23 protein-coding genes, 1 tRNA gene, 1 other RNA gene and 1 pseudogene are annotated in these 24,232 nt (G+C 71.6%); 9 read left to right on the forward strand and 17 right to left on the reverse strand.

Translation table 11 applies throughout. From position 1 onward, the window contains the following. Positions 1 to 13: 13 nt before the first annotated feature. Entirely contained in the window at positions 14 to 469 is a 456-nt protein-coding gene (locus tag U5C87_RS17360; protein WP_330473747.1) for a carboxymuconolactone decarboxylase family protein, read from the reverse strand. A 78-nt stretch (positions 470 to 547) separates the two neighbouring features. Further along, positions 548 to 871, reverse strand: a complete 324-nt coding sequence (locus tag U5C87_RS17365) for a hypothetical protein (RefSeq protein ID WP_330473748.1) — start codon at positions 869 to 871, stop codon at positions 548 to 550. Positions 872 to 1,280: 409 nt separating this feature from the next. Between U5C87_RS17365 and U5C87_RS17370 the strand changes: the two genes are divergently transcribed. Continuing rightward, positions 1,281 to 2,126 (forward strand): alpha/beta hydrolase, encoded by an 846-nt coding sequence (locus U5C87_RS17370; protein WP_330473749.1) that lies wholly within the window; start codon positions 1,281 to 1,283, stop codon positions 2,124 to 2,126. A gap of 100 nt (positions 2,127 to 2,226) precedes the next feature. On the opposite strand, the gene U5C87_RS17375 is transcribed toward U5C87_RS17370, so the two are convergent. From U5C87_RS17375 to U5C87_RS17385, 3 genes are all read right to left on the reverse strand, one after another. Next, complete coding sequence (locus tag U5C87_RS17375) at positions 2,227 to 2,559, reverse strand: hypothetical protein (RefSeq protein WP_330473750.1); 333 nt, start codon at positions 2,557 to 2,559, stop codon at positions 2,227 to 2,229. Between the two features lie 351 nt (positions 2,560 to 2,910). Continuing rightward, an RNA gene (gene rnpB / locus U5C87_RS17380) (RNase P RNA component class A) lies at positions 2,911 to 3,306 on the reverse strand. An 85-nt stretch (positions 3,307 to 3,391) separates the two neighbouring features. After that, a complete protein-coding gene (locus U5C87_RS17385; protein WP_330473751.1) occupies positions 3,392 to 5,191 on the reverse strand; it encodes a PP2C family protein-serine/threonine phosphatase in 1,800 nt (599 codons plus the stop codon). A gap of 66 nt (positions 5,192 to 5,257) precedes the next feature. Between U5C87_RS17385 and U5C87_RS17390 the strand changes: the two genes are divergently transcribed. Further along, positions 5,258 to 5,656, forward strand: coding sequence for an ATP-binding protein (locus tag U5C87_RS17390; RefSeq protein WP_330473752.1), 399 nt, complete (start codon positions 5,258 to 5,260; stop codon positions 5,654 to 5,656). Positions 5,657 to 5,681: 25 nt separating this feature from the next. Here U5C87_RS17390 and U5C87_RS17395 read toward each other — a convergent pair whose 3' ends face one another. The 3 genes from U5C87_RS17395 to U5C87_RS17405 form a co-directional block, all read right to left on the reverse strand. Beyond that, positions 5,682 to 6,029: an STAS domain-containing protein gene (locus tag U5C87_RS17395; protein ID WP_330473753.1), complete on the reverse strand. Its 348-nt coding sequence runs from the start codon at positions 6,027 to 6,029 to the stop codon at positions 5,682 to 5,684. A 164-nt stretch (positions 6,030 to 6,193) separates the two neighbouring features. Then, positions 6,194 to 6,916, reverse strand: coding sequence for a spermidine synthase (locus U5C87_RS17400; RefSeq protein ID WP_330473754.1), 723 nt, complete (start codon positions 6,914 to 6,916; stop codon positions 6,194 to 6,196). A 5-nt stretch (positions 6,917 to 6,921) separates the two neighbouring features. After that, positions 6,922 to 8,559, reverse strand: a complete 1,638-nt coding sequence (locus U5C87_RS17405) for a peptide chain release factor 3 (RefSeq protein ID WP_330473755.1) — start codon at positions 8,557 to 8,559, stop codon at positions 6,922 to 6,924. Between the two features lie 237 nt (positions 8,560 to 8,796). Between U5C87_RS17405 and U5C87_RS17410 the strand changes: the two genes are divergently transcribed. Beyond that, positions 8,797 to 9,606, forward strand: coding sequence for a hypothetical protein (locus tag U5C87_RS17410; RefSeq protein WP_330473756.1), 810 nt, complete (start codon positions 8,797 to 8,799; stop codon positions 9,604 to 9,606). A gap of 134 nt (positions 9,607 to 9,740) precedes the next feature. Here U5C87_RS17410 and U5C87_RS17415 read toward each other — a convergent pair whose 3' ends face one another. Continuing rightward, on the reverse strand, positions 9,741 to 11,177 hold the full coding sequence (locus tag U5C87_RS17415; protein WP_330473757.1) for an RNB domain-containing ribonuclease: 1,437 nt from the start codon (positions 11,175 to 11,177) through the stop codon (positions 9,741 to 9,743). 94 nt (positions 11,178 to 11,271) lie between these two features. Between U5C87_RS17415 and U5C87_RS17420 the strand changes: the two genes are divergently transcribed. Together U5C87_RS17420 and U5C87_RS17425 are read left to right on the forward strand one after the other, a co-directional pair. Then, a complete protein-coding gene (locus tag U5C87_RS17420; RefSeq protein WP_330473758.1) occupies positions 11,272 to 12,021 on the forward strand; it encodes a YaaA family protein in 750 nt (249 codons plus the stop codon). 4 nt (positions 12,022 to 12,025) lie between these two features. Beyond that, complete coding sequence (locus U5C87_RS17425; RefSeq protein WP_030146424.1) at positions 12,026 to 13,117, forward strand: SLC13 family permease; 1,092 nt, start codon at positions 12,026 to 12,028, stop codon at positions 13,115 to 13,117. A gap of 169 nt (positions 13,118 to 13,286) precedes the next feature. Here U5C87_RS17425 and U5C87_RS17430 read toward each other — a convergent pair whose 3' ends face one another. The 8 genes from U5C87_RS17430 to U5C87_RS17465 all read right to left on the reverse strand — a co-directional run bounded on the left by U5C87_RS17430 (position 13,287) and on the right by U5C87_RS17465 (position 18,715). Further along, a complete protein-coding gene (locus tag U5C87_RS17430; RefSeq protein WP_330473759.1) occupies positions 13,287 to 14,468 on the reverse strand; it encodes an O-succinylhomoserine sulfhydrylase in 1,182 nt (393 codons plus the stop codon). Then, positions 14,465 to 14,878: a rhodanese-like domain-containing protein gene (locus U5C87_RS17435; protein WP_330473760.1), complete on the reverse strand. Its 414-nt coding sequence runs from the start codon at positions 14,876 to 14,878 to the stop codon at positions 14,465 to 14,467. Before U5C87_RS17435 ends, U5C87_RS17430 begins: the two co-directional genes overlap by 4 nt. Positions 14,879 to 14,902: 24 nt before the next feature. Then, entirely contained in the window at positions 14,903 to 15,892 is a 990-nt protein-coding gene (locus tag U5C87_RS17440) for a reverse transcriptase-like protein (protein ID WP_330473761.1), read from the reverse strand. Between the two features lie 7 nt (positions 15,893 to 15,899). Next, entirely contained in the window at positions 15,900 to 16,709 is an 810-nt protein-coding gene (locus tag U5C87_RS17445) for a zinc ribbon domain-containing protein (protein ID WP_330473762.1), read from the reverse strand. After that, positions 16,637 to 17,593, reverse strand: a complete 957-nt coding sequence (locus U5C87_RS17450) for a Nif3-like dinuclear metal center hexameric protein (RefSeq protein ID WP_330473763.1) — start codon at positions 17,591 to 17,593, stop codon at positions 16,637 to 16,639. The genes U5C87_RS17445 and U5C87_RS17450 overlap by 73 nt, the downstream gene beginning before the upstream one ends. A 1-nt stretch (position 17,594) precedes the next feature. Beyond that, a tRNA-Val gene (locus tag U5C87_RS17455) sits at positions 17,595 to 17,667 on the reverse strand. Between the two features lie 34 nt (positions 17,668 to 17,701). Beyond that, positions 17,702 to 18,229 (reverse strand): peroxiredoxin, encoded by a 528-nt coding sequence (locus tag U5C87_RS17460; protein WP_330473764.1) that lies wholly within the window; start codon positions 18,227 to 18,229, stop codon positions 17,702 to 17,704. Positions 18,230 to 18,298: 69 nt separating this feature from the next. After that, positions 18,299 to 18,715, reverse strand: a complete 417-nt coding sequence (locus U5C87_RS17465) for a DUF3052 domain-containing protein (protein WP_330473765.1) — start codon at positions 18,713 to 18,715, stop codon at positions 18,299 to 18,301. Between the two features lie 286 nt (positions 18,716 to 19,001). Between U5C87_RS17465 and aceE the strand changes: the two genes are divergently transcribed. From aceE to U5C87_RS22680, 4 genes and pseudogenes are all read left to right on the forward strand, one after another. Then, a complete protein-coding gene (aceE, locus tag U5C87_RS17470) occupies positions 19,002 to 21,773 on the forward strand; it encodes a pyruvate dehydrogenase (acetyl-transferring), homodimeric type (RefSeq protein ID WP_330473766.1) in 2,772 nt (923 codons plus the stop codon). Between the two features lie 270 nt (positions 21,774 to 22,043). After that, complete coding sequence (gene argG, locus U5C87_RS17475) at positions 22,044 to 23,468, forward strand: argininosuccinate synthase (protein ID WP_330473767.1); 1,425 nt, start codon at positions 22,044 to 22,046, stop codon at positions 23,466 to 23,468. 38 nt (positions 23,469 to 23,506) lie between these two features. Next, positions 23,507 to 23,971, forward strand: a complete 465-nt coding sequence (locus U5C87_RS17480) for an SRPBCC family protein (protein WP_330473768.1) — start codon at positions 23,507 to 23,509, stop codon at positions 23,969 to 23,971. A 109-nt stretch (positions 23,972 to 24,080) separates the two neighbouring features. Continuing rightward, a pseudogene (locus tag U5C87_RS22680) lies at positions 24,081 to 24,197 on the forward strand (ABC transporter ATP-binding protein); the annotation flags it as partial. Between the last annotated feature and the right edge of the window lie 35 nt (positions 24,198 to 24,232).

The following is a 24,232-nucleotide window of genomic DNA, read 5'->3' on the forward strand; positions in this document are numbered from 1 at the left end:
GAGTCAACAGGACTCAGCCCTGAGGTGCGATCCGGTAGTGGCTCGTGATGGCGATGCGGTTGAAGGCGTTGATGACGATGGCGACCCAGGCGACGGCCGCCGCCTGCGCCGGTGACAACGCGATCACCGGATCGTCCTGCTCGTCGTGCGGCGAGCTGCTGATCCGGGTGACGCGCTCGGCGAGCGCCAGGGCGTCGCGTTCCACGTCGTCGAAGTACTCCGTCTCGCGCCACGCGGGGAGCACGGCGATCCGTTCCGGGCTCTCTCCCTTGTCGAGGGCGTCGTGGGTGTGCATGCGCAGGCAGAAGCCGCAGCCGTTCAGCTGGGAGACGCGGATGCGCAGCACCTCGACGAAGCCGGGCGCCAGACCACTGTCGATCGCGGCCGTGCCGGCCTGGTCGCTCATGGTGATCGTGGCCTGGTAGAGCTGCGGCTGCAGCTTGCCGATGTTCGTCGCGCTCTGGTGCATGGGGTCTCTCCTTCGCCGTGGCGGCCGGGCTGGTCCGCTCACCGCACGGTACGAAGGGTCGGGAGGGTCGGGCTTGAGTCACACGACTGCATCTCCCTCCCGGTCGCGTATGCCGTCGGGCTCGGTGGCTGCCCCCGGGACGAGGCGCTCGTCGGGGCACACCGGCTTGGTCACGGTCACGGCGGCCAGTGCGGCGGCGACGAGCGCGGCGCAGACCAGCAGCGCCAGCCCGTAGGCGGCATCGAAGGCAGGACGGTCGTCCAAGACCGCCGCGTCCAGTCCCGCCACGACGGGGACGGCGGCGATCGCCAGCAGCGACGCCGACCGGGTCGTGGCGTTGTCGACGCCGGAGGCGAGCCCCGCGTGCCGCGCGGGGACAGCCGAGAGCGCGCTGGTGGTCACGCTGGCCGGCGCCAAGGCCGGTCCAGCTCCCGATGGCCGGGGCCCGGTCGCCGTTCCGGAAGGAGCTCTCGAGGATCGCGAGGAAGGCGGGAGTCAGCAGCGCACCGCCCGACCCCCTGGAGCACCCGGGCGGCGACCAGCACGGCCAGGTCAGGGCGAGCGCGCACAGCATCGCTGATGAGGATGAGCGACGCCAACGTCCCCGGCGACGGGCCGGCTTCCGTCGATCGACTCGAATCGCGGGCGAGAACTGCTGCGGGAGCCGCGTGCCGCCGTGCGGGTGCAGTCGTCCGACTCAAGCCGCGGCGACCCGCACGAGCCTAGGTTCGGTTGGTCCGCAGCCCGCGGACCGGCTCCGCCGGTCGTGTCCCACGCCGCAGCGCCGCCCGACCGTCGACGAGGCCACGCCATGCCCGCGCTCCCCACTCCGCAACCCGACACCGACGCTGAGGCCAGGACCCCGGTCGTCTTCATCCACGGCCTCTGGCTGCACGCCACCTCCTGGCAGCCCTGGGTGGACCTGTTCACCGAGCGCGGCTACGCGCCCCTCGCTCCCGGGTGGCCCGGGATCCCGGCGACCGTCGAGGAGGCGCGCCGACACACCTCGCTCATCGCCGGAGTCGGCATCGACGACGTCGTCGAGCGCTACACCGAGGTGATCGAGCGCCTTCCCTCCCGCCCGATCCTCGTGGGCCACTCGTTCGGCGGCATGATCGCCGAGAAGCTCCTCGGCATGGACCGTGCCCTGGCGGCGGTCGCCATCGACGCCGCCCAGATCAAGGGCGTCCTGCCGCTTCCCCTGTCGTCGCTGCGATCCACGCTGCCGGTGTTCCGCAACCCCGGGAACCGGGAGAACGCGGTGTCGCTCACGGCGGAGCAGTTCCGCTACTCCTTCGGCAACGCCCTCAGCGAGGAGGAGTCCGACCGGCTCTTCGAGAGGTGGACCATCCCGGCGCCCGGGCGTCCTCTCTTCGAGGCAGCGTCCGCGAACTTCTCCCACCACTCCCCGGCCGGGGTGCGCACCGACAACGAGGAGCGGGGCCCGCTGCTGCTGGTCATGGGCGGCCAGGACCACACCGTGCCCGAGGCGATCAGCAAGGCCACCCTCAAGCAGTACCGGCACTCGCACGCCGTGACCGACCTGACCGAGTTCGAGGACCGCGGCCACTCGCTCACCATCGACCACGGGTGGCGGGAGGTCGCCGACCATTGTCTTGCCTGGCTCGACAAGCAGGGCTTCCCCGGGTCTCCTTGATCCTGGGGCCGGCCCCGAGCTGATCGACATGCCTCCCGGGCACCTCTCGGGGCATACGTCGCTGCCGCCCGCCCGTTCGACTCGCACTCGCGGTGCAGCGCTACGCGTGGGGCCTTCCCGCGCGATACTGCTCGAGGACTGCGTACTCGGCATAGCTCCAGTCCGCGAAGCTTCCGGGCCGCAGCGTGAAGGCCGCTGCGTCACCGACCAACGACAGCTCAGGGTTGAGCAGCGCCCGACTCACGCTCGAGATGATCAGCTCGGCGATAGCCGGGTCGGCAGAGCACCCGTCTTCACTGAAGCCCGCGCCCCCGGTGTGGTGCCGCGCGGCCACAACGGCCCGGTAGACCAGGTCGGTGATCTCGGCATCGGCACCGGCCCAACCGGGGCTGAGCTGGGACAGGATCGTCGCCGCGTCGGGGAGAGCTCGCATACGCCGAGCATCCGCTGGATCTCCTGGGGTGCGCTTCGGTACGACGACTCAAAGCCCTCCCTGCGGCCACGTTGCCGTACTGAGGACGGTTGCATCTGCGCGCCTACCCCACGACCACACTCGTCTTCACCGACAACGTCGGCACTCCCCTGCGACGTTCGGCGTTCTGGACCGAGTGGAACCGCGACCTCAAGCAGGCCGGCGTCCCCGCCATCCGCCTTTCACGAGCCGGGGCACCACTGGCCTTGCTCGCAGGCAAGCCGCCGTCGACGGAGTCCTCCGAAATTTGCGGACTATTTGCGGACTAACGGCGGTGCCGAAACACATCGTCGCAGGTCAGAGGCCTGAAAGTGGATGAGTCGGCCGATACGCCGGGTTCTGTTCCGCGCCCCCGTTACCGGTGGCACGGCGACGGCCATCCATCTGGGCCGACCATTGCTGGCCGGCTCTAGCGTCCTACCCGCGCGCTCGACCGGGCCGGTCTCCTCGACGCCCGAGGGCGTCGTGCACACGCTGTCTGGACTTGCTCCGGGTGGGGTTTACCGAGCCGCTCCAGTCACCTGGCGCGCTGGTGGTCTCTTACACCACCGTTTCACCCTTACCGGCTGCCGAAGCGGCCGGCGGTCTGTTCTCTGTGGCACTGTCCCGCGGGTCACCCCGGGTGGCTGTTGGCCACCACCCTGCCCTGTGGAGCCCGGACGTTCCTCGGCAGGGCCGAGGCCCTGACGCGACCGTCTGGCCGACTCATCCGCGCACCAGCATAGAGGGCGTATGCCGTCCGCTGCGCCGCGCCCCGGCCGGCTCCCCGCGGGGCGGGGACGAGAACGACGACTCAGACGGAGCGGCGGAACGCGAGGACGGCGACGTCGTCCTGGCGCTCGGGGTCGGAGACGGCTTCGGCAAGCGCCTCGAGGACCTCGTCGAGGTCCGTGTCGTCGTCGACGCCGACGAGCAGCTCCTCGGCGGCGGACTGCAGCCGCTTGAGCCCGATGTCGATGCCCTCGCCGCGGCGCTCGACGAGGCCGTCGGTGTAGAGCAGCAGCAGGTCGCCGACCCCGAAGCTGCTGTGCACGGCTCCTCGCGGCACCGGTCCGAGACCGTGGACCGGAGATCCGTCCTCGGTCATGAAACGGGTGCGGCCGCCTTGCACGAGCAGTGGCGGCGGGTGACCGGCGACGACGAGGGAGACGGAGTCCTCCGCCGGGTCGAAGAGCGCGTAGACGCAGGAGGCCATCTGCGTCGGCGGGTCGATGGCCATGAAGCGGTCCATGGCCGCGGCCAGGGCTTCGGGCTCGGGGTCCTGGGTCGAGAGCACGCGCGCCGCGGCGCGCATGAGCGACCCGGACACGGCCGCGTCGACGCCGCGACCCATGACGTCGCCGAGGACGGCGATGACCCTGCCGTCGTCGCGGCCGCTGACGTCGTAGTAGTCGCCGCCGACGTCGGTGCGACCCGACTGGCGGTAGACGGTGCCGAGCTGCCATCCCGGCAGCTCCGGGAGGTCCTGGGGCAACAAGGTGGCCTGGAGCACGGAGGCGACGCGCCGGGTCTGGGAGTAGAGGTCGGCGTTGTCGATGGCGAGGCCGGCGCGCCGGGCGAGGTCCTCGGCGAAGGTGACGTCCTTCGGCGTGTAGCGGCGGCCGGACTCCGCGGCCACGAAGGTCAGCACGCCGAGCACCCGCTCGTTGGCTCGGAGCGGCACCACCATGGCGCTGCGCAGCCCGAGCTCGCGAGCGACACGGAGGTGCTCCTCGTCTCGTGCCATGGCGACGAGCATCTCGTCGGTGATGCTCTCGATGAGCAGGCTCCGGCCGGTCCTGGCGACCTGCGCAGCGCTGCCGGGGCGGTCCGGGTCCGCCGGCCAGCGCGTCTCCAGCTCTCTGGCGAGCTGCACCTTGTCCGGGTCGACGTGGGCGACGGCGAGCGTGCGCAGGACCCCGTCGTCGACCAGCTGGACCGAGCACCAGTCGGCGTGCGTGGGCACCGCGAGGGAGGCCACCTGCCGCAGCGTCTCCCGGTAGTCGAGCGTGGTCGAGAGCGCCTCGGAGGCGTCCGCGAGGAACTCGAACTGCGCAGCCCGGGCAGCGCTCTCGGCCTCGGCGCGCAGCCGCAGCATCGTCTGGGCGCACACGTCGCTGAGCACCCCGAGCACCCACAGCAGGTCGGGGTCGACCGGCCCGACCTTCCCCTCGAAGCGGAAGCCGAGTGCGCCGAGCGCTGAGCCGTCGCTGCGGGAGATGAGGGGCAGGGTCACCGACGACCGCTCGGTGCCGTCGTCCAGGTCGGGGTACTTCTCCAGCAGGTCGGCACGGCTCGTCACCGTCACGACCTGTCCGGTGCGCACGGCGTCCGTGGGTGGGGAGCTCACGTCGAGGGAAAGGTCGGCCCAGTGCCGGGCCTCGGACTCGGTGAGACCGTGCGTGGCGATGCTGCGCAGCCGATCAGGCCCCTCTCGCACGGCGAAGACCGCGCGCGATGCGCCCATCAGCTTCGAGGCCTGCTCGGTGATCGTCTCGGTGAGCTGTTCGAGGGTCGCGGACGCGGAGACCTCAGCGGCCAGGCGTGCCAAGGCGGCGAGCCGGGGCGAGACCGCGGAGCGGCTCGCCTCCGGGGTCTGCCACGGCGCGTTCATGGGGTCATCCTGACAGTCGGAGCGCCAGATCGCCCACGGATGACGCAGAAGTGGGAGCATGCAGAGGTGACAGGTCCGTCGGTCGCCTCAGAGCGGGAGCTCGGCCGTGTCGAGTTCGGCCCGGACGACCTGCGTCGCGTGCGTGAGGTGGTGCGCACCATCGTCGTCGAGCGCCTCCCGGACCGCGCCGACAACGCGGTGCTCGCCGTGCACGAGGTGGCCGTCAACAGCATCGTCCACGGCGGCGGCCACGGGGTCCTGCGCATCGACGAGACCGCCGACTCGATCGTCTTCACGGTCGAGGACGAGGACGGCACGGGATCGGTGCCGCAGCTGCGCGCCGTCGACGGTGAGGCGACCAGCGGCCGGGGGCTGCTCATCGCCCAACGACTCGCCGACCGGCTCACCATCGAGACGCAGCCCACGCGGACGCGCGTGCGCGTGCACCTCAGCCTCGCGTCCTGACGACCTCGGTCGACGTCGAAGATCTTCAGGCAGGGGACGACGCCTGCGGGTCGGTGGGTGCGTCGGACGGCTCGCCGACGACGTCCATGACCTGGTCGAGGTGCATGAGCTGGACGAGGCGCAGCGTCACGTCGCCGCAGACGAGGCGCAGCCGCGCCTCGCTCGCGTCGGCTCGGTGGTAGAGCGCGATGATCGCTCCCAGCCCCGACGAGTCGAGGAAGGTGACCTCGCGCAGGTCGACGACGACCGTTCCCCCCGACACGACCTGCAGCCGCTCGAACGCGGCACGGACGTCCGGCACGGAGTACGTGTCGATCTCCCCCGACAGCCGGGCCGTGGTCACCGGACCGGCACTCGACACCGAGACGCTCACGTGACCTCCTCCGGACGAGCCGTTCCCTCGTCCCACCGTAGGACGTCACCGTGCTCCGCGGAGCACTTCGGTCGTGTCCGAACGGTGAACACCGATCGCGTATGCCGTGTGCCGCCGAGAGCCGGGACGTTCGTCCACGCTCCGGCCGGGACGGGGACGCCGCCCTACGCGGCGGAGGGCGCGGTCGTGGCGACGTAGACGGTGTTCGAGGACGTGCCGCCGGTCAGGGGGTTGGCGAAGGTCACGTCGTGGGCCGCGGCGGTCGCGAAGACCTCGGCGAGCAGCGCGGTGAAGGAGTCCTCGGGAGGGTCGTCGGACCAGAGCGCGAAGACGCCGCCGGGGTGCAGGCGCGCGGCCAGCCCTTCGAGCCCCTCGCGTGTGTAGAGGTCGGCGTGGCTCGGGTGCAGCACGTGGTGGGGCGTGTGGTCGATGTCGAGCAGCACGGCGTGGAGCAGCTCGGGCGCGGCGCCGAACCCTCCGCCCGCGCGGGCGAGGGCGAAGAAGTCGCCCTCGAGCAGCGTGGTGCGCGGGTCGAGCGTCAGGGCAGCGGTGTCCGGGAGCAGCTGCCGCTCGTGCCACGAAATGACCGGGCCGAGCGCCTCGACGACGGTGACGGTGCGCACCCGCTGGTCCTCGAGCGCCGTGACGGCGGTGTAGCCGAGACCGAGGCCACCGACGACGACGTCGAGGCCCTCTCCCGCGACCGCAGCCAGCCCCAGCCGGGCCAGCTCCTCTTCGGCGACGGTGAAGAGGCTCGACATGAGGAACTCCTCGCCGAGCTTGACCTCGTAGACGTCGACGAGCAGCGCCGGCTCGAGCCGGCGCCGAAGGCTGATCTCCCCCAGCGGCGTCTGCTGCCAGTCGATCTCCTCGAAGCGCCGGCTCACGAGGGTCAGCCGAAGATCGGCGTGAAGGAGCCGGCCGGCACGTCGCGCTCGACCGAGGCCAGGCGCCACTTGTCGGCGAAGACCGCGACGTCGAGACCGTCCTCGCGCGTCAGCACCTCGGCACCCGCCCTGCTGTTGACGATCGGGATCGCCTCCGCGGCCACGGCGCGGGCGATCGAGTAGCCCAAGGGCTCGAGGCGGATCGCCGAGCCGAACTCGTGCTCCATCCGGTGCTGCGCGACGTCGAACTGCATCGGCCCGACGGCCGCGAGCACCGGTGCCTGCGCGCCGCGACGGTCGGAGTGCAGCACCTGCACGACACCCTCCTCGCCCAGCTGCTCGATGCCGCGCCGGAACTGCTTCTGCTTGCCGGTGACGGCGGCGCGAGCGACGGTGAAGTGCTCGGGGGCGAAGAGCGGGATGCGCGGGAACGCCACCTTCTCGTCGGCGTAGAGCGTGTCACCGACCCGGAGGGCGTTGGCGTTGACGAGGCCGATGACGTCGCCGGGGAACGCCTCCTCGACGGTGGACCGGTCCCGGCCGAACACGCTCTGCGCGTACTTCGTCGTGAAGGGGCGGCCGGTGTCGGCGTGCGTGACGACCATGCCCCGGCTGAAGCGTCCCGAGACGACCCGGACGAAGGCGAGCCGGTCACGGTGGGCGCGGTCCATGCCCGCCTGGATCTTGAAGACGAAGCCGGAGAACGGCGCCGAGACGTCGCGGGGCGAGCCGGCGCGGTCAGGACGTGCTCCGGGGGCGGGCGCGAGCGCCACGAGGGTGTCGAGCAGCTGGCGCACGCCGAAGTTGAGCACTGCCGACCCGAAGAGCACCGGCGACGCCGCGCCGGAGAGGAACAGCTCGTGGTCGTAGTCGTGGCCGGAGGACCGCAACAGGTCGTACTCCTCGACCGCGTCGGTCCACGTCGAGCCGAGCAGCTGCTCCGCCTCGTGTGCACTCATGCGGGTCGTGATCGCCTCGGTCGCGCCGCCCGGCGTGCGGGTGAACTGCACGAACTCGCCCGTCGCGCAGTCGAGCACGCCGTGGAAGTTGCCGGCGACACCGACCGGCCAGGTCAGCGGCATCGGGTGCAGGTCGATCCGCGTCGTCAGCTCGTCCATGATCGCGAGCGCGTCGAGACCCGGGCGGTCCCACTTGTTGACGACGGTGATGACCGGCACGCCGCGGGCACGGCACACCTCGAAGAGCTTGAACGTCTGGGGCTCGATGCCCTTGGCCGCGTCGACGAGCATGACGGCCGCGTCGACCGCCGCGAGCACCCGGTAGGTGTCCTCGGAGAAGTCGGCGTGGCCGGGGGTGTCGAGCAGGTTGACGACGGTGCCGTCGTAGGCGAACTGCAGCACGGCGGAGGTGATCGAGATGCCTCGGTCCTTCTCCATCTCCATCCAGTCCGAGACGACGCCGCGGCGGTTGCCCTTGCCGTGCACGGCCCCGGCCTCGCCGATGGCGCGCGCGTGCAGCGCGAGCGCCTCGGTCAGGGTCGACTTGCCGGCATCGGGGTGTGAGATGACGGCGAAGGTGCGACGGCGCGCCGCCTCGTGGGCGACCGCTCCTGTCTCGTGGCCCGCGCCGCCGGCTTCTCGGCGGTCCGCGATCTCGCGGTCGGGCAGTGCGATGGCGTCCATGGTCCTCCAGTGATCGCCCCCGAGTCTGTCATCGCTGGGCCCGAACCTCCGCATCGGCTGCTCCGGCCCACCGCCCGGCAGGAGGCACGTGAGCCGGGTCACACCGGCGCCGAGGCGTCAACGATCCGCGGCTCCCGTTCGTCGTGCATGGGAGAAGACGACCGCGACAGACCCCTCAGGAACATGACCCGACAGCTGACCGACGACCTGCCCGACACGCGACCCGACGTTCGACCCGTGGATGGACGAGACACCGCCTCGGACCCGGAGCCCTCGGCACGACCCAGAGCGAAGCTGCTCGACCTCTCCCTCACCCAGCTGCTCGGCGGCTCGATGGCTGCTGCCACGGCGGCGGCGCTCGGCTCGCGCCTCGGCGTCGTGGGCACGATCGCCGGCGCCGCGGTCCTCAGTGTCATCTCCGCCATCGCAGCGAGCCTCTACACGAACTCCATGGCCCGGGCGAAGGATGCCGTCGTGCTCGTGCGCTCCCGCCGCGGGGCCGGCGGCGTCGACAGCCTTGAGCGCGTCAAGGGCGTCGATGGCGTCAACGCCGTCCAGGTGGAGGTCGTGCGCGAGAGCTGGTGGCGCCGTCCCGACCGCACGACGACGCGCCGGGTCCTCGCCACGACGGCGGCGGTCTTCGCCATCGCCGCGGCCTTCCTCACGGGCGTGCAGCTGACCACCGGTGCCCAGGTGACCGGCACGAACCTCGGCGGTCGCACGTCGGCCGGCGCCGTCGTCGACTCCCCCGCGAGCTCTAGCGCCGGTCGGGCCCAGGCCGGCGCCTCAAGCTCGGTGGGCACCGTGGCCGAGCCCTCGGCACCGGCCACTCAGTCGACAGGCACCCCGTCCGCCACCCCGTCCGGCGCCGCGACCACCGGCTCCACCGGTGGGGCGAGCACCCCTGCCGCGACCGGTGCGGCTGGTGCGACCGGCACGCCGACCGCCCCGGCCACCCCGACCGGGGACGCCACTCCCCCGGCTCCAGGCGCGACCACGCCGGCCGACGGCGCGAGCACCCCCGCGTCCACACCGACCAGCCCCTGACGCCACCGGACGGCACCTGACGGCCACCGCGCCGGCGCACGACCCAGCCCGACACGGACCGAGCGGCCGCCCAGGAGACGCGTGACGGCATACGCCCTCGGTGCCGTCCGCCCACGACGCGCGGGCGGACGACCTCAGACGATGGTCAGCGTGATGGTGCCCGTCGACACCTCGGCGGCGTCGACGCGCACCGTGACGGTCTCGCCCGCCTTGGCCTTGCCGGCGGCCTTGGCGACCACGGCCAGCTCGATGAGCTGGACCACGACGCCCTTCTCGTTCTCGTCGACGACCACGGCATCGAGCGTCCCGCCGACGTGCGGGTGCAGCTCGGCCGCCTCGACGGCGTCGGTGCAGGCACGCTCTACACCGTTGGTGCGGCGGTCCGAGGTCGACATGATCTCGGGCAGCGTCGGCAGCGCCTCGCGCACCCAAGCAGGCACGTCTCGGCCGGCCGACAGGGCCTCGCACACGACGAGACCGAAGCGGTCGACGAGTCGTCGCAGCGGCGCCGTGACGTGCGCGTACGGGTTGGCCACGGCAGCGTGGAGCGGCTGGTCGGGGACCGTCCCGTCGAACGGGGTGTAGCCCGCGCCGCGGAAGAGCGAGGTCGCCTCGTGGATGAGCGCGAGGTGACGCGGGTCGGTGCGGTCGAGCGTGCGGAGGAACTCGCCGTAGGCGAGCCCGTCGGGCCATGGCACCCCGGCCGCGGCCGCCTGCCGGCGGAAGCGCGCCAGGTCGCGCGGGTCGGGCGGCGGCATGGTGCGCAGGATGCCGACCTTCCCGTCGAGCATGAGCTGGGCCGCGCCCATCCCTGTCAGCAGCGAGATCTGCGCGTTCCAGTCCTCGGCGGCGAGCATCGGCCGGAACGAGATGCGGAAGCCGCCCTGCTCGTCCTCCTCGACCTCCTGCTCCGGCATGGGCAGGGAGGCGCCGCCGCGCTTGCGCTCGAGCAGCACCCGCTTCTCGCCGACCTCCTTGAGCAGCACGAGGCACTCCTCGGCGGTGCCGGCGTCGACCTCCTTCTGCACCTGCTCGTAGTCGTAGCGCCGGACGCTGCGCACCATGGCCCGGTGGACCTCGACCGCGGTGCCCTCGCCGTCGGCGGCCAGCGTGATGTCCCAGACGAAGGCCGGCCGGACCTGGTCCGGGAGCAGGCTCGCGGCGCCCTCGCTCAGGGCCGTGGGGTGCAGCTGGATGCGCTCGTCGGGGCAGTAGACGGTCTGGCCGCGGCGGCGGGCCTCGGTGTCGACGGCGCCGCCGGCGCGCACGAAGGCGGGCACGTCGGCGATGGCGTAGCGCACCCGGTAGCCCTCACCCTGCCGTTCGATCGACATGGCCTGGTCGAGGTCCATCGAGCTCGGCGGGTCGATGGTGATGAACGGGACGTCGGTCTCGTCCTGCTCGGGAAGGCTCGCCGCGCCCGCGGCAGCGGCCGCCTCGGCCAGCACCTCGGGCGGGAACTCGTCCGGCACCTCGAACTCCTGGCGCACCGCCTCGAAGCGTGCGGTGAGCTGCTGTGCCACGTCGCCGGGCCGGGTCGCCGGGCGGAAGACGATGTGTCGCTGGGCCATGGCGCCACCCTACGCACCGCACCGCTGCGGGAGCGGGGTCCGCGACACGCGGACAGATGCGACATCACCCACCGGTTTGCCTAGGCTGACCCCCGTGCTCATCCTGCTCCCGCCGTCCGAGGGGAAGACGGCACCCCGGCGGGGGCGCTCTCTCGACCTCGGCTCGCTCTCGTTCCCGGAGCTCACGCCGCTGCGCGAGTCGGTCGTCGAGACGGTGGCCCGCGTCAGCGCAGAGCCCGACGCCGCGACGCTCCTCGAGGTGAATCCCAACCTCGTCGCCGAGATCGAGCGCAACACCCGCCTGCGCAGCGCCCCGACCGCGGTGGCCTCGCACGTCTACACCGGGGTCCTCTACCAGGCGCTCGACGTCGACTCGCTCGACACGGCGTCGAAGCGCCGCGCGAACCGTTGGGTCGTCGTCGTGTCGGCCCTCTTCGGCGCGCTGCGCCTCGGCGACCGCGTGCCGGCCTACCGCGTCAACGTCTGCAGCACTCTCCCCGGGGTCGGCTACCTGTCACACGAGTGGCGCAAGGAGCTGCCGGCCGCGCTCGATGCCGCGGTGAAGCCGCGCGAGCTCGTCGTCGACTGCCGGTCGAGCACGTATGCCGGCATGTGGCGTCCCACGGGTGAGCGCGCCGAGCGCTGGGTGCACGTCACCGTCCCCGGTGCCTCGCACATGGCCAAGCACACTCGCGGCTTGGTGACGCGGGAGCTCGTGCAGGCCGAGGCGCCGCGCACGCCCAAGGCCCTCGCCGAGCGCCTCAGCGAGCGCTTCGAGGTCGAGCTCACTCCCCCGCCGCGGGCGGGCCGACCGTGGCAGCTGGCCACGACCCCGAGGTCCTGACCCGGTGTTCGACCTCACTGCACTGGTCGAGCGCGTCGCGCCGATCCTCGTCTTCCTCGTCGCGATCACGGTCGTCGCCGAGATCTGCGACCTCTCCGGTCTCTTCGACGTCCTGGCCCACCACGCGGCGCGCGTGGCGCGCGGGCGGGTGGTCGTGCTGTGGCTGCTCATCGTCGGGCTCGCGGTCGCGTGCACCATCGTGCTCAGCCTGGACACGACCGCGGTCCTGCTGACGCCGGTGGCGATCGTCGTGGCCCGCCAGGTGGGGGCGCCACCGCTGCCGTTCGCGATGACGACGCTCTGGCTGGCCAACACGGCCTCGCTCCTGCTGCCCGTCTCGAACCTCACCAACCTCCTCGCTCTGCACCCGTTCTCGGCGCTCGGCGTCGGCTCGTTCGGCTACATCCGGCTGATGGCGCTCCCCGCGGTCGTCGCGATCCTCGCCACCGTCGCCGTCCTGTGGCTGCTGCACCGGCGCGACCTCGGCGGCGGCTACGAGACACCGCCGCCCGCCGAGCCCCACGACCGGGTGCTCATGCAGATCACGGCCGGGGTCTGCGTCGTCCTCGCCCCGGCGTTCGTCGTCGGCATCCAGCCGGCTTTGGCCTCGCTGCCGGCCGCGGGCCTGCTGCTCGCGGCGACCTACTGGCGCGCCCCCGAGCTGCTCCGCCGGATCAAGGTGCCGTGGCTGACCGTCATGGGGATCTGCGTGCTCTTCCTCGTCATCGACGCGGCGCTGCGGCTCGGGCTCGAGGCCTGGCTGCGCACCGTCGTCGGGCACGGCGCCTCGATGGCCGACCTCTTCCGGGTCAGCGGCATCGGCGTGCTCGCCTCGAACGGCATCAACAACCTGCCCGCCTACCTCGCGCTCGAGCCGGCCGTCACCGACTCGCCGGCCCGGCTCGCGGCGCTGCTCATCGGGGTCAACACCGGCCCGATCATCACGATGTGGGGCTCGGTCGCGACGCTGCTGTGGGCCTCGCGCTGCCGTTCGGCGGGACTGACGGTCGACGCCGGCCGGATCGCCCGCACGGGCGCCCTCTGCGCGGTCGTCGTCGTGGCCGCGGCGACGGTCACGCTCGCCGCGACCGCCTGACCGGTCCCCCGCCCGCTCCCCCGCCCGCTCCCCCCGTTCGAGGTGATCACGCGCGCCACGTCGCTGCCGCGATCACCTCGAACCGCGACGACCGCCGATCGGTTCGAGGTGATGGCGCGCACCACGTCGCTGCCGCGATCACCTCGAACGGGGGGACAGCAGGGACCTCTCAGCCCAGGGCGCGCTGCAGGTCGTCGACGAGGTCGCGCACGTCCTCGAGCCCGATCGAGACCCGCAGCACCCCGTCGGTGATGCCGACGGCAGCCCGCGCCTCGGGGGCGAGGCGGCGGTGGGTCGTCGTCGCCGGGTGCGTGATGAGCGACTTGGAGTCGCCGAGGTTGTTGGAGATGTCGATGACCTCCAGCGCGTTCATGAGCGCGAACGCCTCGTCCTTGCCGCCGTCGAGCTCGAAGGTGACGACGGTGCCGCCGGCGAGCATCTGGCGCTTGGCGAGGTCGTGCTGCGGGTGCGACTCGAGGAACGGGTGCACCACGCGCTTGACGCTCGGGTGCGACTCGAGGAAGCGCGCCACCTCGAGCGCGCTGTCGGCCATCCGCACGACGCGCAACGACAGCGTCTCGAGGCCCTTGAGCAGCACCCAGGCGTTGAAGGGCGACATCGACGGGCCGGTGTGCCGCATGAGGTTCTGCACGGGGCCGTCGATGAACTCCTTGGGCCCGAGCACGGCCCCGCCGAGCGTGCGGCCCTGACCGTCGATGTGCTTCGTCGCGGAGTAGACGACGATGTCGGCGCCGAAGTCGAGCGGCTTGCTGAAGACGGGAGTGCCGAAGACGTTGTCGACGACGACCTTGGCGCCGGCCTCGTGCGCGAGTCCGGTCACGGCGGCGATGTCGACGAGCTCCTGCATCGGGTTGCTCGGCGTCTCGAAGAACACGGCGGCCGTCGGCTCGGAGAGCGCCTCGCGCCACTGGTCGAGGTCGGCGCCGTCGACGAAGACGGTCTCGACCCCCCACCGGGGCAGGATCTCGTCGAGGATGACGAAGCACGAGCCGAAGAGGGCCCGCGACGAGACGACGCGGTCGCCCTTGCCGAGTAGCGCAGCGAGCGCCACGAAGACGGCCGACATGCCCGAGCCGGTGGCGAAGCACGCCTCGGCGCCCTCGATCTGGCGCAGGCGCTCCTCGAACATCGAGACCGTGGGGTTGCCGTAGCGGGAGTAGACGAAGCGGTCGACGTCGCCCTTGAAGGCGGCCTCGGCAGCCTCGGCTGTTTCGTAGACGAAGCCCGACGTCAGGTAGATCGCCTCGCTGGTCTCCTCGAAACCGCTGCGGGACAGGCCTGCTCGCACGGCGAGGGTGTCAGGGCGCCAGCCCTGGGGCGCGTCGCTCATCCCTGCACCCACGGCAGGCCCGCGACCTTCCAGCCCGACACCGCGCGGTGGCGCTGCGCGTCGTGCGGCCCCTCGAAACCGTCGAGGATGTTGTGCGACCGTGCCCAGCCGTCTCGCGTCGCGGCCTCGGCGGCGGCGACGGAGCGCACGCCGGAGCGGCAGAGGAAGTAGACGGGTGCGTCCTTGGCGACGCCCGCGGCCTCGAGGTCGGCGGTGAAGCGCGTGTTGACGGCGCCGTCGGGGTAGGTCTGCCACTCGACGAGGACGACGTCCTTGCCGGCAGCGCTGAGGTCGGGCAGTCCGACGTAGGACCATTCCGCTCTCGTACGCACGTCGACGAGCACCGCACCGGGCTCGTCGCGCAGGACCGTCCAGGCCTGCTCGGGGGTCACGTCACCGGCATAGCTCATGGCCCGAATATCGCACAGCGTCCGTCAGGCGAGATGGTCCGTCCGATTGGTGAAAGCCACCGACGCCGAACCGTCCTCCCAGACCTCGACGGCGGTCAGGCTGCCGGGCGCCGTGGCGAGCGCCCAGAAGCGGTCGACGGGCGTGCCGAGCACGTCGGCGAGCACCGAGAGCACTCCCCTGCGGCTCGTCACCGCGACGACGGTGCCCCCCGACTCCGTGAGCGAGTGGTATGCCGTCTGCACCGTGGCGTCGGCCCCCTCGCCGGGTGCCCGGCCGGACCACTGCTCCGAGGTGTCTGGGTCGACCTCGAACGCCGACGCGAGATCGGCCGCGACCCTGGCGCCCGCGGCGTCATCGGTGCCGACGACGCGTGCGCCGGGGCCCACGAGGCGACGGACGGCCGCGACGATCCGCTGGGCGGGCTCGGCGTTGAGCGGCGCCTGGACGAGGAGCAGCCGCAGGGGCCGGGTCGCCACCGGAGCGGCTGCGCCGGCCGAGGAGGCCTGTGCCTCAGTGGCGCTCGGTTCCTCGGCCGGTGCGGACGGGACGTCGCCGGTCAGGACCCGGTGGACGCTCTTGCCGTCCATCGCGTCGTTGCTGAGGGCGTCGGCGTCCTTGTTCTTCTCGCGCGGGATCCACTCGAAGTCGACGCTGCCGCCGGCGTCGGAGATCTCGGCGCAGAGGTCGCGGGCCTCGAGCGCAAGGCGACGCATGTCCTCGTGCTTGATCTTCCAGCGGCCCGACATCTGCTCGACGACGAGCTTGGAGTCCATCCGGACGCGGACCGTCGCACCGGGGTCGAGGTCGAGCACCGCCCGGAGGCCGGCGAGCAGGCCGGAGTACTCGGCGACGTTGTTGCTGGCCTGGCCCAGGGGCTCGGCGAGCTCGACGAGGACCGAGCCGGTCGCGGGGTCACGCACGAGGGCGCCGTAGCCCGCGACGCCCGGGTTGCCCCGCGACCCGCCGTCGGCCTCGATGACGAGCCGGCGACCCGACCCGCGGGGCGGGGTCACCGACCGCTCACAGCCCGGACTCGCCGGTGCGGATCATGATGCGACGGCACTCCTCGCAGCGCACGACCTCGTCCTCGGGAGCGTTGCGGATGCGGGAGAGGTCGACGTTGCCGAGCTCGAGCCGGCAGCCGCCGCACCGGCGGTGGCGCAGCTCGGCCGCGGCCATCCCGCCGCTGCTCGCACGGATCTTCTCGTAGAGCGCGATCAGGTCCTCACCCACGCCGGCGACGATGTCGGCCCGGCCGGCTCCGACCGTCCCGGCCTCGGCGTCGAGCTTGGCGAGGGCGGCGTCACGCTCGGACTCGAGCGACTCGACGCGGGAGACCAGCTCGCCACGTCGCGCCTCGAGCTCGGAGACCCGGGCGGTGAGCGACTCGGACCGCTCCATGACCTCGAGCTCGACCTCCTCGAGCTCGGCCTGGCGGCGGGCGAGCGAGGTCAGCTCGTGCTGGAGCGCCTGGAGGTCCTTGGCGCTGCCCTGACCGGCGTCGAGACGCGCCTGGTTGCGGGCGGCGCGGTCGCGCACGAGCTGGACGTCCTGGTCCGACTTGGTCAGCTCGCGCTGGACGTCGCCGGCCGCCGTGCGGGCGTTGACGATCTCCGTCTCGAGCGCGCCCAGCTCACGGCGGGCCGCCTCGACCGCGGGGATCTGCGGCAGCGTCGCCTTGGCGTGCCTGATCTGGTCGAGACGCGTGTCGATGGCCTGCAGGTCGAGCAGGCGCCACTGGTGGGACGGGTCGGCTTTCAGGACACACCTCCGGTATCGGGAGCCGCGCGGTCCGCCCGCGCAGCGTTCGCACCGACGACGAACGTCCACGGCTCGGTGCGGATGGTTGAGACTCTGGTCTCGACCCTAGTGGCTCCGGGAGCCTGCCCCAGCGCCGAGACCAGTCGCTCACGCCCGTCGGCCAGCCACAGCGACTCGGTCGCCCAGTGGCCGGCGTCGATGAGGTAGGGCCGGCCGCCGCGGGCCTCCTCCCTCGCCTCGAGGACCGGGTGGTGGCGCAGGTCGGCCGTGACGTAGACGTCGACGCCGCTCGCGCGGACGTCGTCGAAGCGGTCGTCGCCCGAGCCGCCCATGACGGCGACGGTGCGCACCTCGCCGTCCGGGTCACCGCTGACGCGGATGCCGCCGGCGGTGTCGGGCAGGGCCGCGGCCACGACGTCGGCGAACTCCGCCAGGCTCACGGGTGCGGCCAGCCGCCCCACGCGCCCCACCGCATTCCGGAACGGCCGGGAGCCGTCGGGGACGCCCTCCGGCCCCCGTCCCCCGGCTCCAGACCCCTCCGTGGACAGCGGGCGCTGGTCGGTCAGACCGAGGGCGTCCGCCAGCACGGTCGAGACTCCCGGGTCGGCGACGTCGGCGTTCGTGTGGCCGACCCAGAGCGCGACCCCGGCGCGCACGAGCGCCGTCACGGAGGCACCCTTGGCCGACGACGTCGCGACCGAGTGCACGCCCTTCAGCAGCAGCGGGTGGTGGGTCACGAGCAGGTCGGCGCCCCACTCGCGGGCCTCGTCGATGACGGCGAGCGTCGGGTCGAGCGCGAAGAGGATGCGGCGCACGGGCTGCTCGAGGTCACCCGTGACGAGGCCGACGCGATCCCACTCCGCGGCGCTGTCGAGGGGGTAGAGCGACTCGAGGGCCGCGACGACGTCGCGGAGCGACAGCTCGGGGCTGAGGTCGGGAGCGGGATCGTCCACGTGGGCCCGGCCGGGCTCGAACCGACGACACCCGCGGTGTAAACGCGGTGCTCTACCAACTGAGCTACAGGCCCTCACGCGCCGGCCGGTGTTCCCGGCAGGCGGCGGTCAGCCTACGGCATCGCCCTGGCTCGCGCGGAGCACCGCGAGCGCCCCGCGGTAGGCGCGGAAGTCGCGCCCCTGGCCGATGCCGCGCACCTCGGACCAGACGATGCGGCCCGACCGGTCGAGCAGGAAGGTCCCGCGCAGCGCGAAACCGTCCTCGTCGTCGAGGACGCCGTAGCGGCGGGCGACCTCGCCGTGCGGCCAGAAGTCCGACAGGAGCGGGAAGAAGTGGCCCTCCGCGTCGGCCCACGCGCGCAGCGTGTACATCGAGTCGCACGAGATCGCGAAGACCTGGATGTCGCCGTCCTGGAAGTCCTCGAGCCCGTCACGGATCTCGGCCAGCTCGCCGCGGCAGATGCCCGAGAACGCGGCCGGGTAGAAGACGATGACGGCGTTCTTGACGTCGCGCACCGCCGAGAGGCTGACGTCGACGCCGTACTGGTCCACGAGGGTGAAGTCGGGAGCCAGCTCGCCGACACCCAGCGGGGCGGACGCCTGGCCCGGTGACACGGTCGGGTGCGCGTTCGTCATGGCGGCAAGTGTGACATCACCACCACACCGCGCGCTCCACCCTCGACAGGGACCGGGTGACGTGAGCCGTCAGCGGCGCGGACCCTTCGGCGGCATGAGCCGTGTCGCCGCCCACTCGCGCGCGACGTTGACCTGGCCACCGGTCGTCAGGCCCGCGGTCGAGGCGGCCTCCTCGACGACGGCGGCGTCGACATGGCCGGCCCGACCGGCCTTGGGCGTCAGCAGCACGATGAACCCCTGGTCGAAGAGCTTCGTCAGCCCGTCGACCATGAGGTCGACGAGGTCGTCGTCGCCGTCGCGGTACCAGAGCAGCACCCCGTCCGCGCCGTCGTTGAAGTCCTCGTCCTCGAGCTCGGTCCCGATGACGTCCTCGAGCCCGAACCGCAGGTCGTCGTCGACGTCGTCGTCATAGCCGAACTCCTGGATGACCTGCCCCTTGGCAAATCCGAGCTTGCTGAAGGACGCCGCTCCCGCGGTCTCGCTCACTGTCACCGGTCCTCTCGTCTGCGTGGCGCGGATGCCACGACATCAGTGCATCGGCTCCGACGCTATCGCGCAAGGTGGGGTTCGTCCGGGACAACGCACCCGCCGCGCCAGACGAGCAGAGGAAGCGGACGGCATACCACTCCGCAGGGCTTGTGAGGCGCAGTGCCGCGCCCCAGCTGGCGGACCCAGTTGTGACGGTCGCCACCGTTGGGTAGAGGATGGGAGGGCGCAGCGCCGTGGCCGACCGGCCGCGGGCGCCGCCTCGCGACGAGAAAGGACCCACGACGTGGCATCCGAGGCCGGACCGATCCTCAACGGCATCCCCAGTCAGCTCCCGGACATCGACCCGGACGAGACGCAGGAGTGGATCGACTCGCTCGACGCCGTCCTCGACGAGAAGGGCCGGACGCGGGCGCGCTACATCATGCTCAAGCTCATCGAGCGCGCGCGCCAGCAGCAGGTCGGCGTCCCGTCCCTGACGGCGACCGACTACATCAACACGATCCCGCCCGAGCGCGAGCCGTGGTTCCCCGGCGACGAGGACGTCGAGCGCGAGATGCGCCGCTACATCCGCTGGAACGCCGCGGTCATGGTGCACCGCGCCCAGCGCCCCGGCATCGGCGTCGGCGGCCACATCTCGACGTACGCGTCGGCCGCGACGCTCTACGAGGTGGGCATGAACCACTTCTTCCGCGGCAAGGACCACCCCGGCGGCGGCGACCAGGTCTACTTCCAGGGCCACGCCTCCCCCGGCATGTACGCCCGCAGCTTCCTCGAGGGCCACCTGACCGAGGCACAGCTCGACGGCTTCCGCCAGGAGAAGAGCCACCTCGTCGACGGCAAGGTCGAGGCCGTCCCGTCCTACCCGCACCCGCGGCTGCTCCCCAACTACTGGGAGTTCCCGACGGTGTCGATGGGCATCGGCCCGATGAATGCGATCTACCAGGCGCAGTTCAACAAGTACCTCCACAACCGCGGCATCAAGGACACCAGCCAGCAGGACGTCTGGGCGTTCCTCGGCGACGGTGAGATGGACGAGCCCGAGTCGCGCGGCCTGCTGCAGCTCGCGGCCAACGAGGAGCTCGACAACCTCAACTTCGTCATCAACTGCAACCTGCAGCGCCTCGACGGCCCGGTCCGCGGCAACGGCAAGATCATCCAGGAGCTCGAGGCGTTCTTCCGCGGCGCCGGCTGGAACGTCATCAAGGTCGTGTGGGGCCGCGGGTGGGACCCGCTGCTCGCCGCCGACCGCGACGGCGCGCTCGTGCACATCATGAACCAGACGAGCGACGGCGACTACCAGACCTTCCGCGCCAACGACGGCAAGTACGTCCGCGACCACTTCTTCGGGCGCGACCCGCGCACCGCCAAGATGGTCGAGGGCTGGAGCGACGACCAGGTCTGGTGGGACCTCAAGCGCGGTGGCCACGACTACCGCAAGGTCTACGCGGCCTACAAGGCGGCCCGTGAGCACACCGGCCAGCCGACCGTCATCCTCGCCAAGACGATCAAGGGCTACGGCCTGGGCTCGCACTTCGCCGGCCGCAACGCCACGCACCAGATGAAGAAGATGACGCTGGACGACCTCAAGGCCTTCCGCGACAGCCTCCGCATCCCGATCACCGACGAGCAGCTCGAGGCGAACCCCTACCAGCCGCCCTACTACCACCCGGGCGCCGACAGCGAGGTCATCAAGTACTCCGTCGACCGTCGCCAGAAGCTCGGCGGCACGCTGCCGAGCCGCCGCGTCGACTTCGAGCCGGTCAAGCTGCCGGGCGACGAGGCGTACGCCCAGGTCAAGAAGGGCTCGGGCAAGCAGGAGGTCGCCACGACGATGGCGTTCGTCCGCCTGCTCAAGGACCTGCTGCGCGACAAGGAGTTCGGCCCGCGCATCGTGCCGATCATCCCCGACGAGGCGCGCACGTTCGGCATGGACGCGTTCTTCCCGACGATCAAGATCTACAACCCCAACGGGCAGAACTACACGCCGGTCGACGCCGAGCTCATGCTCGCCTACCGCGAGAACGTCAGCGGCCAGATCCTGCACCTCGGCATCAACGAGGCCGGCTCGCTCGCGGCCTTCACCGCCGCCGGCACGTCCTACGCCACGCACGGCAAGCCGATGGTCCCGATCTACGTCTTCTACTCGATGTTCGGCTTCCAGCGCACCGGTGACTCGATCTGGGCGGCCGCCGACCAGATGACGCGTGGCTTCCTCATCGGCGCCACGGCCGGCCGGACGACCCTGACCGGTGAGGGCCTGCAGCACGCGGACGGTCACAGCCCGCTCCTCGCCTCGACGAACCCGGCGGTCGTGCACTACGACCCGGCCTACGCCTACGAGATCGCGCACATCATGCAGGACGGCCTGCAGCGGATGTACGGCGAGGGCAAGACGGCCGATGAGTCCAACGTCATCTACTACCTCACCGTCTACAACGAGCCGATCCAGCAGCCCAAGGAGCCGGACGACGTCGACGTCGAGGGCATCCTGCGCGGCATGCACAAGATCGCTCCGGCCAACACCGAGGGCTGGACGCACGAGGCGCCGCGCGCGCAGATCCTCGGCTCCGGCGTCGGTGTGCCGTGGGCACTCGAGGCGCAGCAGCTGCTTGCCGACGACTGGGGCGTGGCCGCCGACGTGTGGTCGGTGACCTCGTGGAACGAGCTGCGCCGCGACGGCCTCGCCGCCGACGAGCAGGAGTTCCTCTCCCCCGACGCCGAGAAGCGGGTCCCGTGGGTCACGCAGTGCCTCGAGGGCACCGAGGGTCCGGTCGTGGGCGTGTCCGACTACATGCGGGCCGTGCAGGACCAGATCCGCGAGTGGGTGCCGGGCACGTACGCGACGCTCGGCGCCGACGGGTTCGGCTTCTCCGACACCCGTGCCGCCGCCCGCCGCTTCTTCAAGATCGACGGTCCGTCGGTCGCGGTGCGCACGCTGCAGCTGCTCGCCAAGGAGGGCAAGGTCGACGCCGACGTGCCGCGTCGCGCCGCCGAGAAGTACCGCCTCGACGACGTCACCGCCGGCACGTCCGGCAACGCGGGCGGCGAGAGCTGACGCTCGACCGCTGACGTATGCCGTGTGGCCCGGTCCCTGCCCAGGGACCGGGCCACACGCCTCCCCACCCCGCCGCCGGTGCCCGCCGCCCACGGGCGACCGTTGCCACGCCGCACCACCCCGGCCCCGGCGTGTCGTGCGGGTGTCGTGGCCCGCCGGCGACCAACGGTCGTCGGTCGGACAGGCCGCCAAGCGGCATACGTGCTCGGGACGCCGGGACGCCGCGACGCGATTGGATAGGTATGCGTCGCTGTGCATATACTTGCATCTATGTCCAAGGTCCTCACGTCGCTGCCCGTCGGTGAGCGTGTCGGCATCGCCTTCTCCGGCGGTCTCGACACCTCTGTTGCTGTTGCCTGGATGCGTGAGAAGGGCGCGGTGCCGTGCACCTACACGGCCGACCTCGGGCAGTACGACGAGCCCGACATCGACTCCGTCCCCGGCCGCGCCGGCCAGTACGGCGCCGAGATCAGCCGCCTCGTCGACTGCAAGACCGCCCTCGTCGAGGAGGGACTGTCCGCCATCGCGTGCGGCGCGTTCCACATCCGCAGCGGCGGCAAGACCTACTTCAACACCACCCCCTTGGGCCGCGTCGTCACCGGCACGCTGCTCGTGCGCGCCATGCAGGACGACGGCGTCTCGATCTGGGGCGACGGCTCGACCTTCAAGGGCAACGACATCGAGCGGTTCTACCGCTACGGCCTCATGGCCAACCCGAACCTGCGCATCTACAAGCCGTGGCTCGACGCCGATTTCGTCACCGAGCTCGGTGGCCGGCACGAGATGTCCGAGTGGCTGACGGCCCGCGAGCTGCCCTACCGCGCGAGCGCCGAGAAGGCTTACTCCACCGACGCGAACATCTGGGGCGCGACCCACGAGGCCAAGACGCTCGAGTTCCTCGACGAGTCCATCGAGGTCGTCGAGCCGATCATGGGCGTCAAGTTCTGGGACCCGTCCGTCGCCATCGAGACCGAGGACGTCACGGTGCGCTGGGAGCGCGGCCGTCCCGTCGCGATCAACGGCGAGGAGTATGCCGACGCCGTGGCTCTCGTCGACGCCGCCAACCGCATCGGTGGCCGTCACGGCCTCGGCATGAGCGACCAGATCGAGAACCGCATCATCGAGGCGAAGTCGCGCGGCATCTACGAGGCCCCCGCCATGGCGCTGCTGCACATCACCTACGAGCGGCTCCTCAACGCGATCCACAACGAGGACACGATCGCCAACTACCACGCCGAGGGCCGCAAGCTGGGCCGCCTTCTCTACGAAGGCCGTTGGCTCGACCCGCAGTCGCTCATGGTCCGCGAGTCGCTCCAGCGCTGGGTGGCCTCAGCCGTCACCGGCGAGGTCACGATCCGGCTGCGTCGCGGCGACGACTGGTCGATCGTCGGCACGTCCGGCCCGGCCTTCAGCTACCACCCCGAGAAGCTCTCGATGGAGCGCACCGAGGACGCGGCGTTCGGCCCGGTCGACCGCATCGGCCAGCTGACGATGCGCAACCTCGACATCGCCGACTCCCGCGCCAAGCTCGAGCTGTATGCCGCGCAGGGACTGCTCGGGGCCGACGCGCACGAGCTGGTGGGCGAGCTCACCCCGGGTGGCGCGGCCGCCATCTCGGCCAACCCCTCCGCGGTGGACGTCGACAGCGAAGACGACGCGCTCGACCGCGCCGCCATGGAGTTCGGCACCGACTGAACGAGGGGTGTTCCGGTCCGAGCGGGTAGGGACCCTGCATGACCGAATCCCAGAAGATCACCGTCCAGCGGAGCATCGACGCCTCGGCCGCCGACATCTTCGACGTGCTGAGCAACCCCAAGCGGCACGTCGAGCTCGACGGGTCCGGGTTCGTCCGGTCCGACGAGAAGGCCGAGCGGATCCAGAAGGTCGGCGACGTGTTCAGGATGAACATGGCCGGTGACCACATGGGTGGCGAGTACCAGACCGACAACACCGTCTCGGGCTACTCGCACAACGCCCTGCTCGCCTGGAAGACGGCGCCCGCCGACACCCCGCCGCCCGGCTGGGAGTGGATGTGGGAGCTGACGCCCGAAGGCCCCAGCTCGACCCTCGTCTCGCTGACCTACGACTGGAGCCACGTCACCGACAAGGAGATCCTCCAGAAGGTGAGCTTCCCGCTCGTCGAGAAGGGCCAGCTCGAGGACAGCCTCGGCAACCTCGCGTCGGCCGTCTCCAGCTGACGGTTCACCACGGGCTCCACCACCGACCGCCCCGTCGACCACGTCGAGGGGGCGGTCGTCTTGTGGTGAAGGCGAGGTCGCAGCGTGTGCGCGGGGCTAGCGTTGAGGTATGACCCTCGAGGTCCGGGACGTGGCATACGCCTACGGCGACAGGGTGGCGCTCGACGGTGTCGGCTTCAAGATCGCCCCCGGCGTCCTGACCGGCCTGCTCGGACCCAACGGGGCCGGGAAGACGACGCTGATGCGGATCATGCTCGGCGT

This window comes from Terrabacter sp. C0L_2 (assembly GCF_036352015.1).
GTDB lineage: Bacteria > Actinomycetota > Actinomycetes > Actinomycetales > Dermatophilaceae > Terrabacter > Terrabacter tumescens.

Excerpts from the sequence above, each read along its gene's own strand:
- U5C87_RS17360 (WP_330473747.1), bottom strand. The coding sequence starts at position 469 with ATGCACCAGAGCGCGACGAACATCGGCAAGCTGCAGCCGCAGCTCTAC.
- U5C87_RS17370 (WP_330473749.1), top strand. The coding sequence starts at position 1,281 with ATGCCCGCGCTCCCCACTCCGCAACCCGACACCGACGCTGAGGCCAGG.
- U5C87_RS17375 (WP_330473750.1), bottom strand. The coding sequence starts at position 2,559 with ATGCGAGCTCTCCCCGACGCGGCGACGATCCTGTCCCAGCTCAGCCCC.
- U5C87_RS17385 (WP_330473751.1), bottom strand. The coding sequence starts at position 5,191 with ATGAACGCGCCGTGGCAGACCCCGGAGGCGAGCCGCTCCGCGGTCTCG.
- U5C87_RS17405 (WP_330473755.1), bottom strand. The coding sequence starts at position 8,559 with ATGGACGCCATCGCACTGCCCGACCGCGAGATCGCGGACCGCCGAGAA.
- U5C87_RS17415 (WP_330473757.1), bottom strand. The coding sequence starts at position 11,177 with ATGGCCCAGCGACACATCGTCTTCCGCCCGGCGACCCGGCCCGGCGAC.
- U5C87_RS17430 (WP_330473759.1), bottom strand. The coding sequence starts at position 14,468 with ATGAGCGACGCGCCCCAGGGCTGGCGCCCTGACACCCTCGCCGTGCGA.
- U5C87_RS17435 (WP_330473760.1), bottom strand. The coding sequence starts at position 14,878 with ATGAGCTATGCCGGTGACGTGACCCCCGAGCAGGCCTGGACGGTCCTG.
- U5C87_RS17460 (WP_330473764.1), bottom strand. The coding sequence starts at position 18,229 with ATGACGAACGCGCACCCGACCGTGTCACCGGGCCAGGCGTCCGCCCCG.
- argG (WP_330473767.1), top strand. The coding sequence starts at position 22,044 with ATGTCCAAGGTCCTCACGTCGCTGCCCGTCGGTGAGCGTGTCGGCATC.
- U5C87_RS17480 (WP_330473768.1), top strand. The coding sequence starts at position 23,507 with ATGACCGAATCCCAGAAGATCACCGTCCAGCGGAGCATCGACGCCTCG.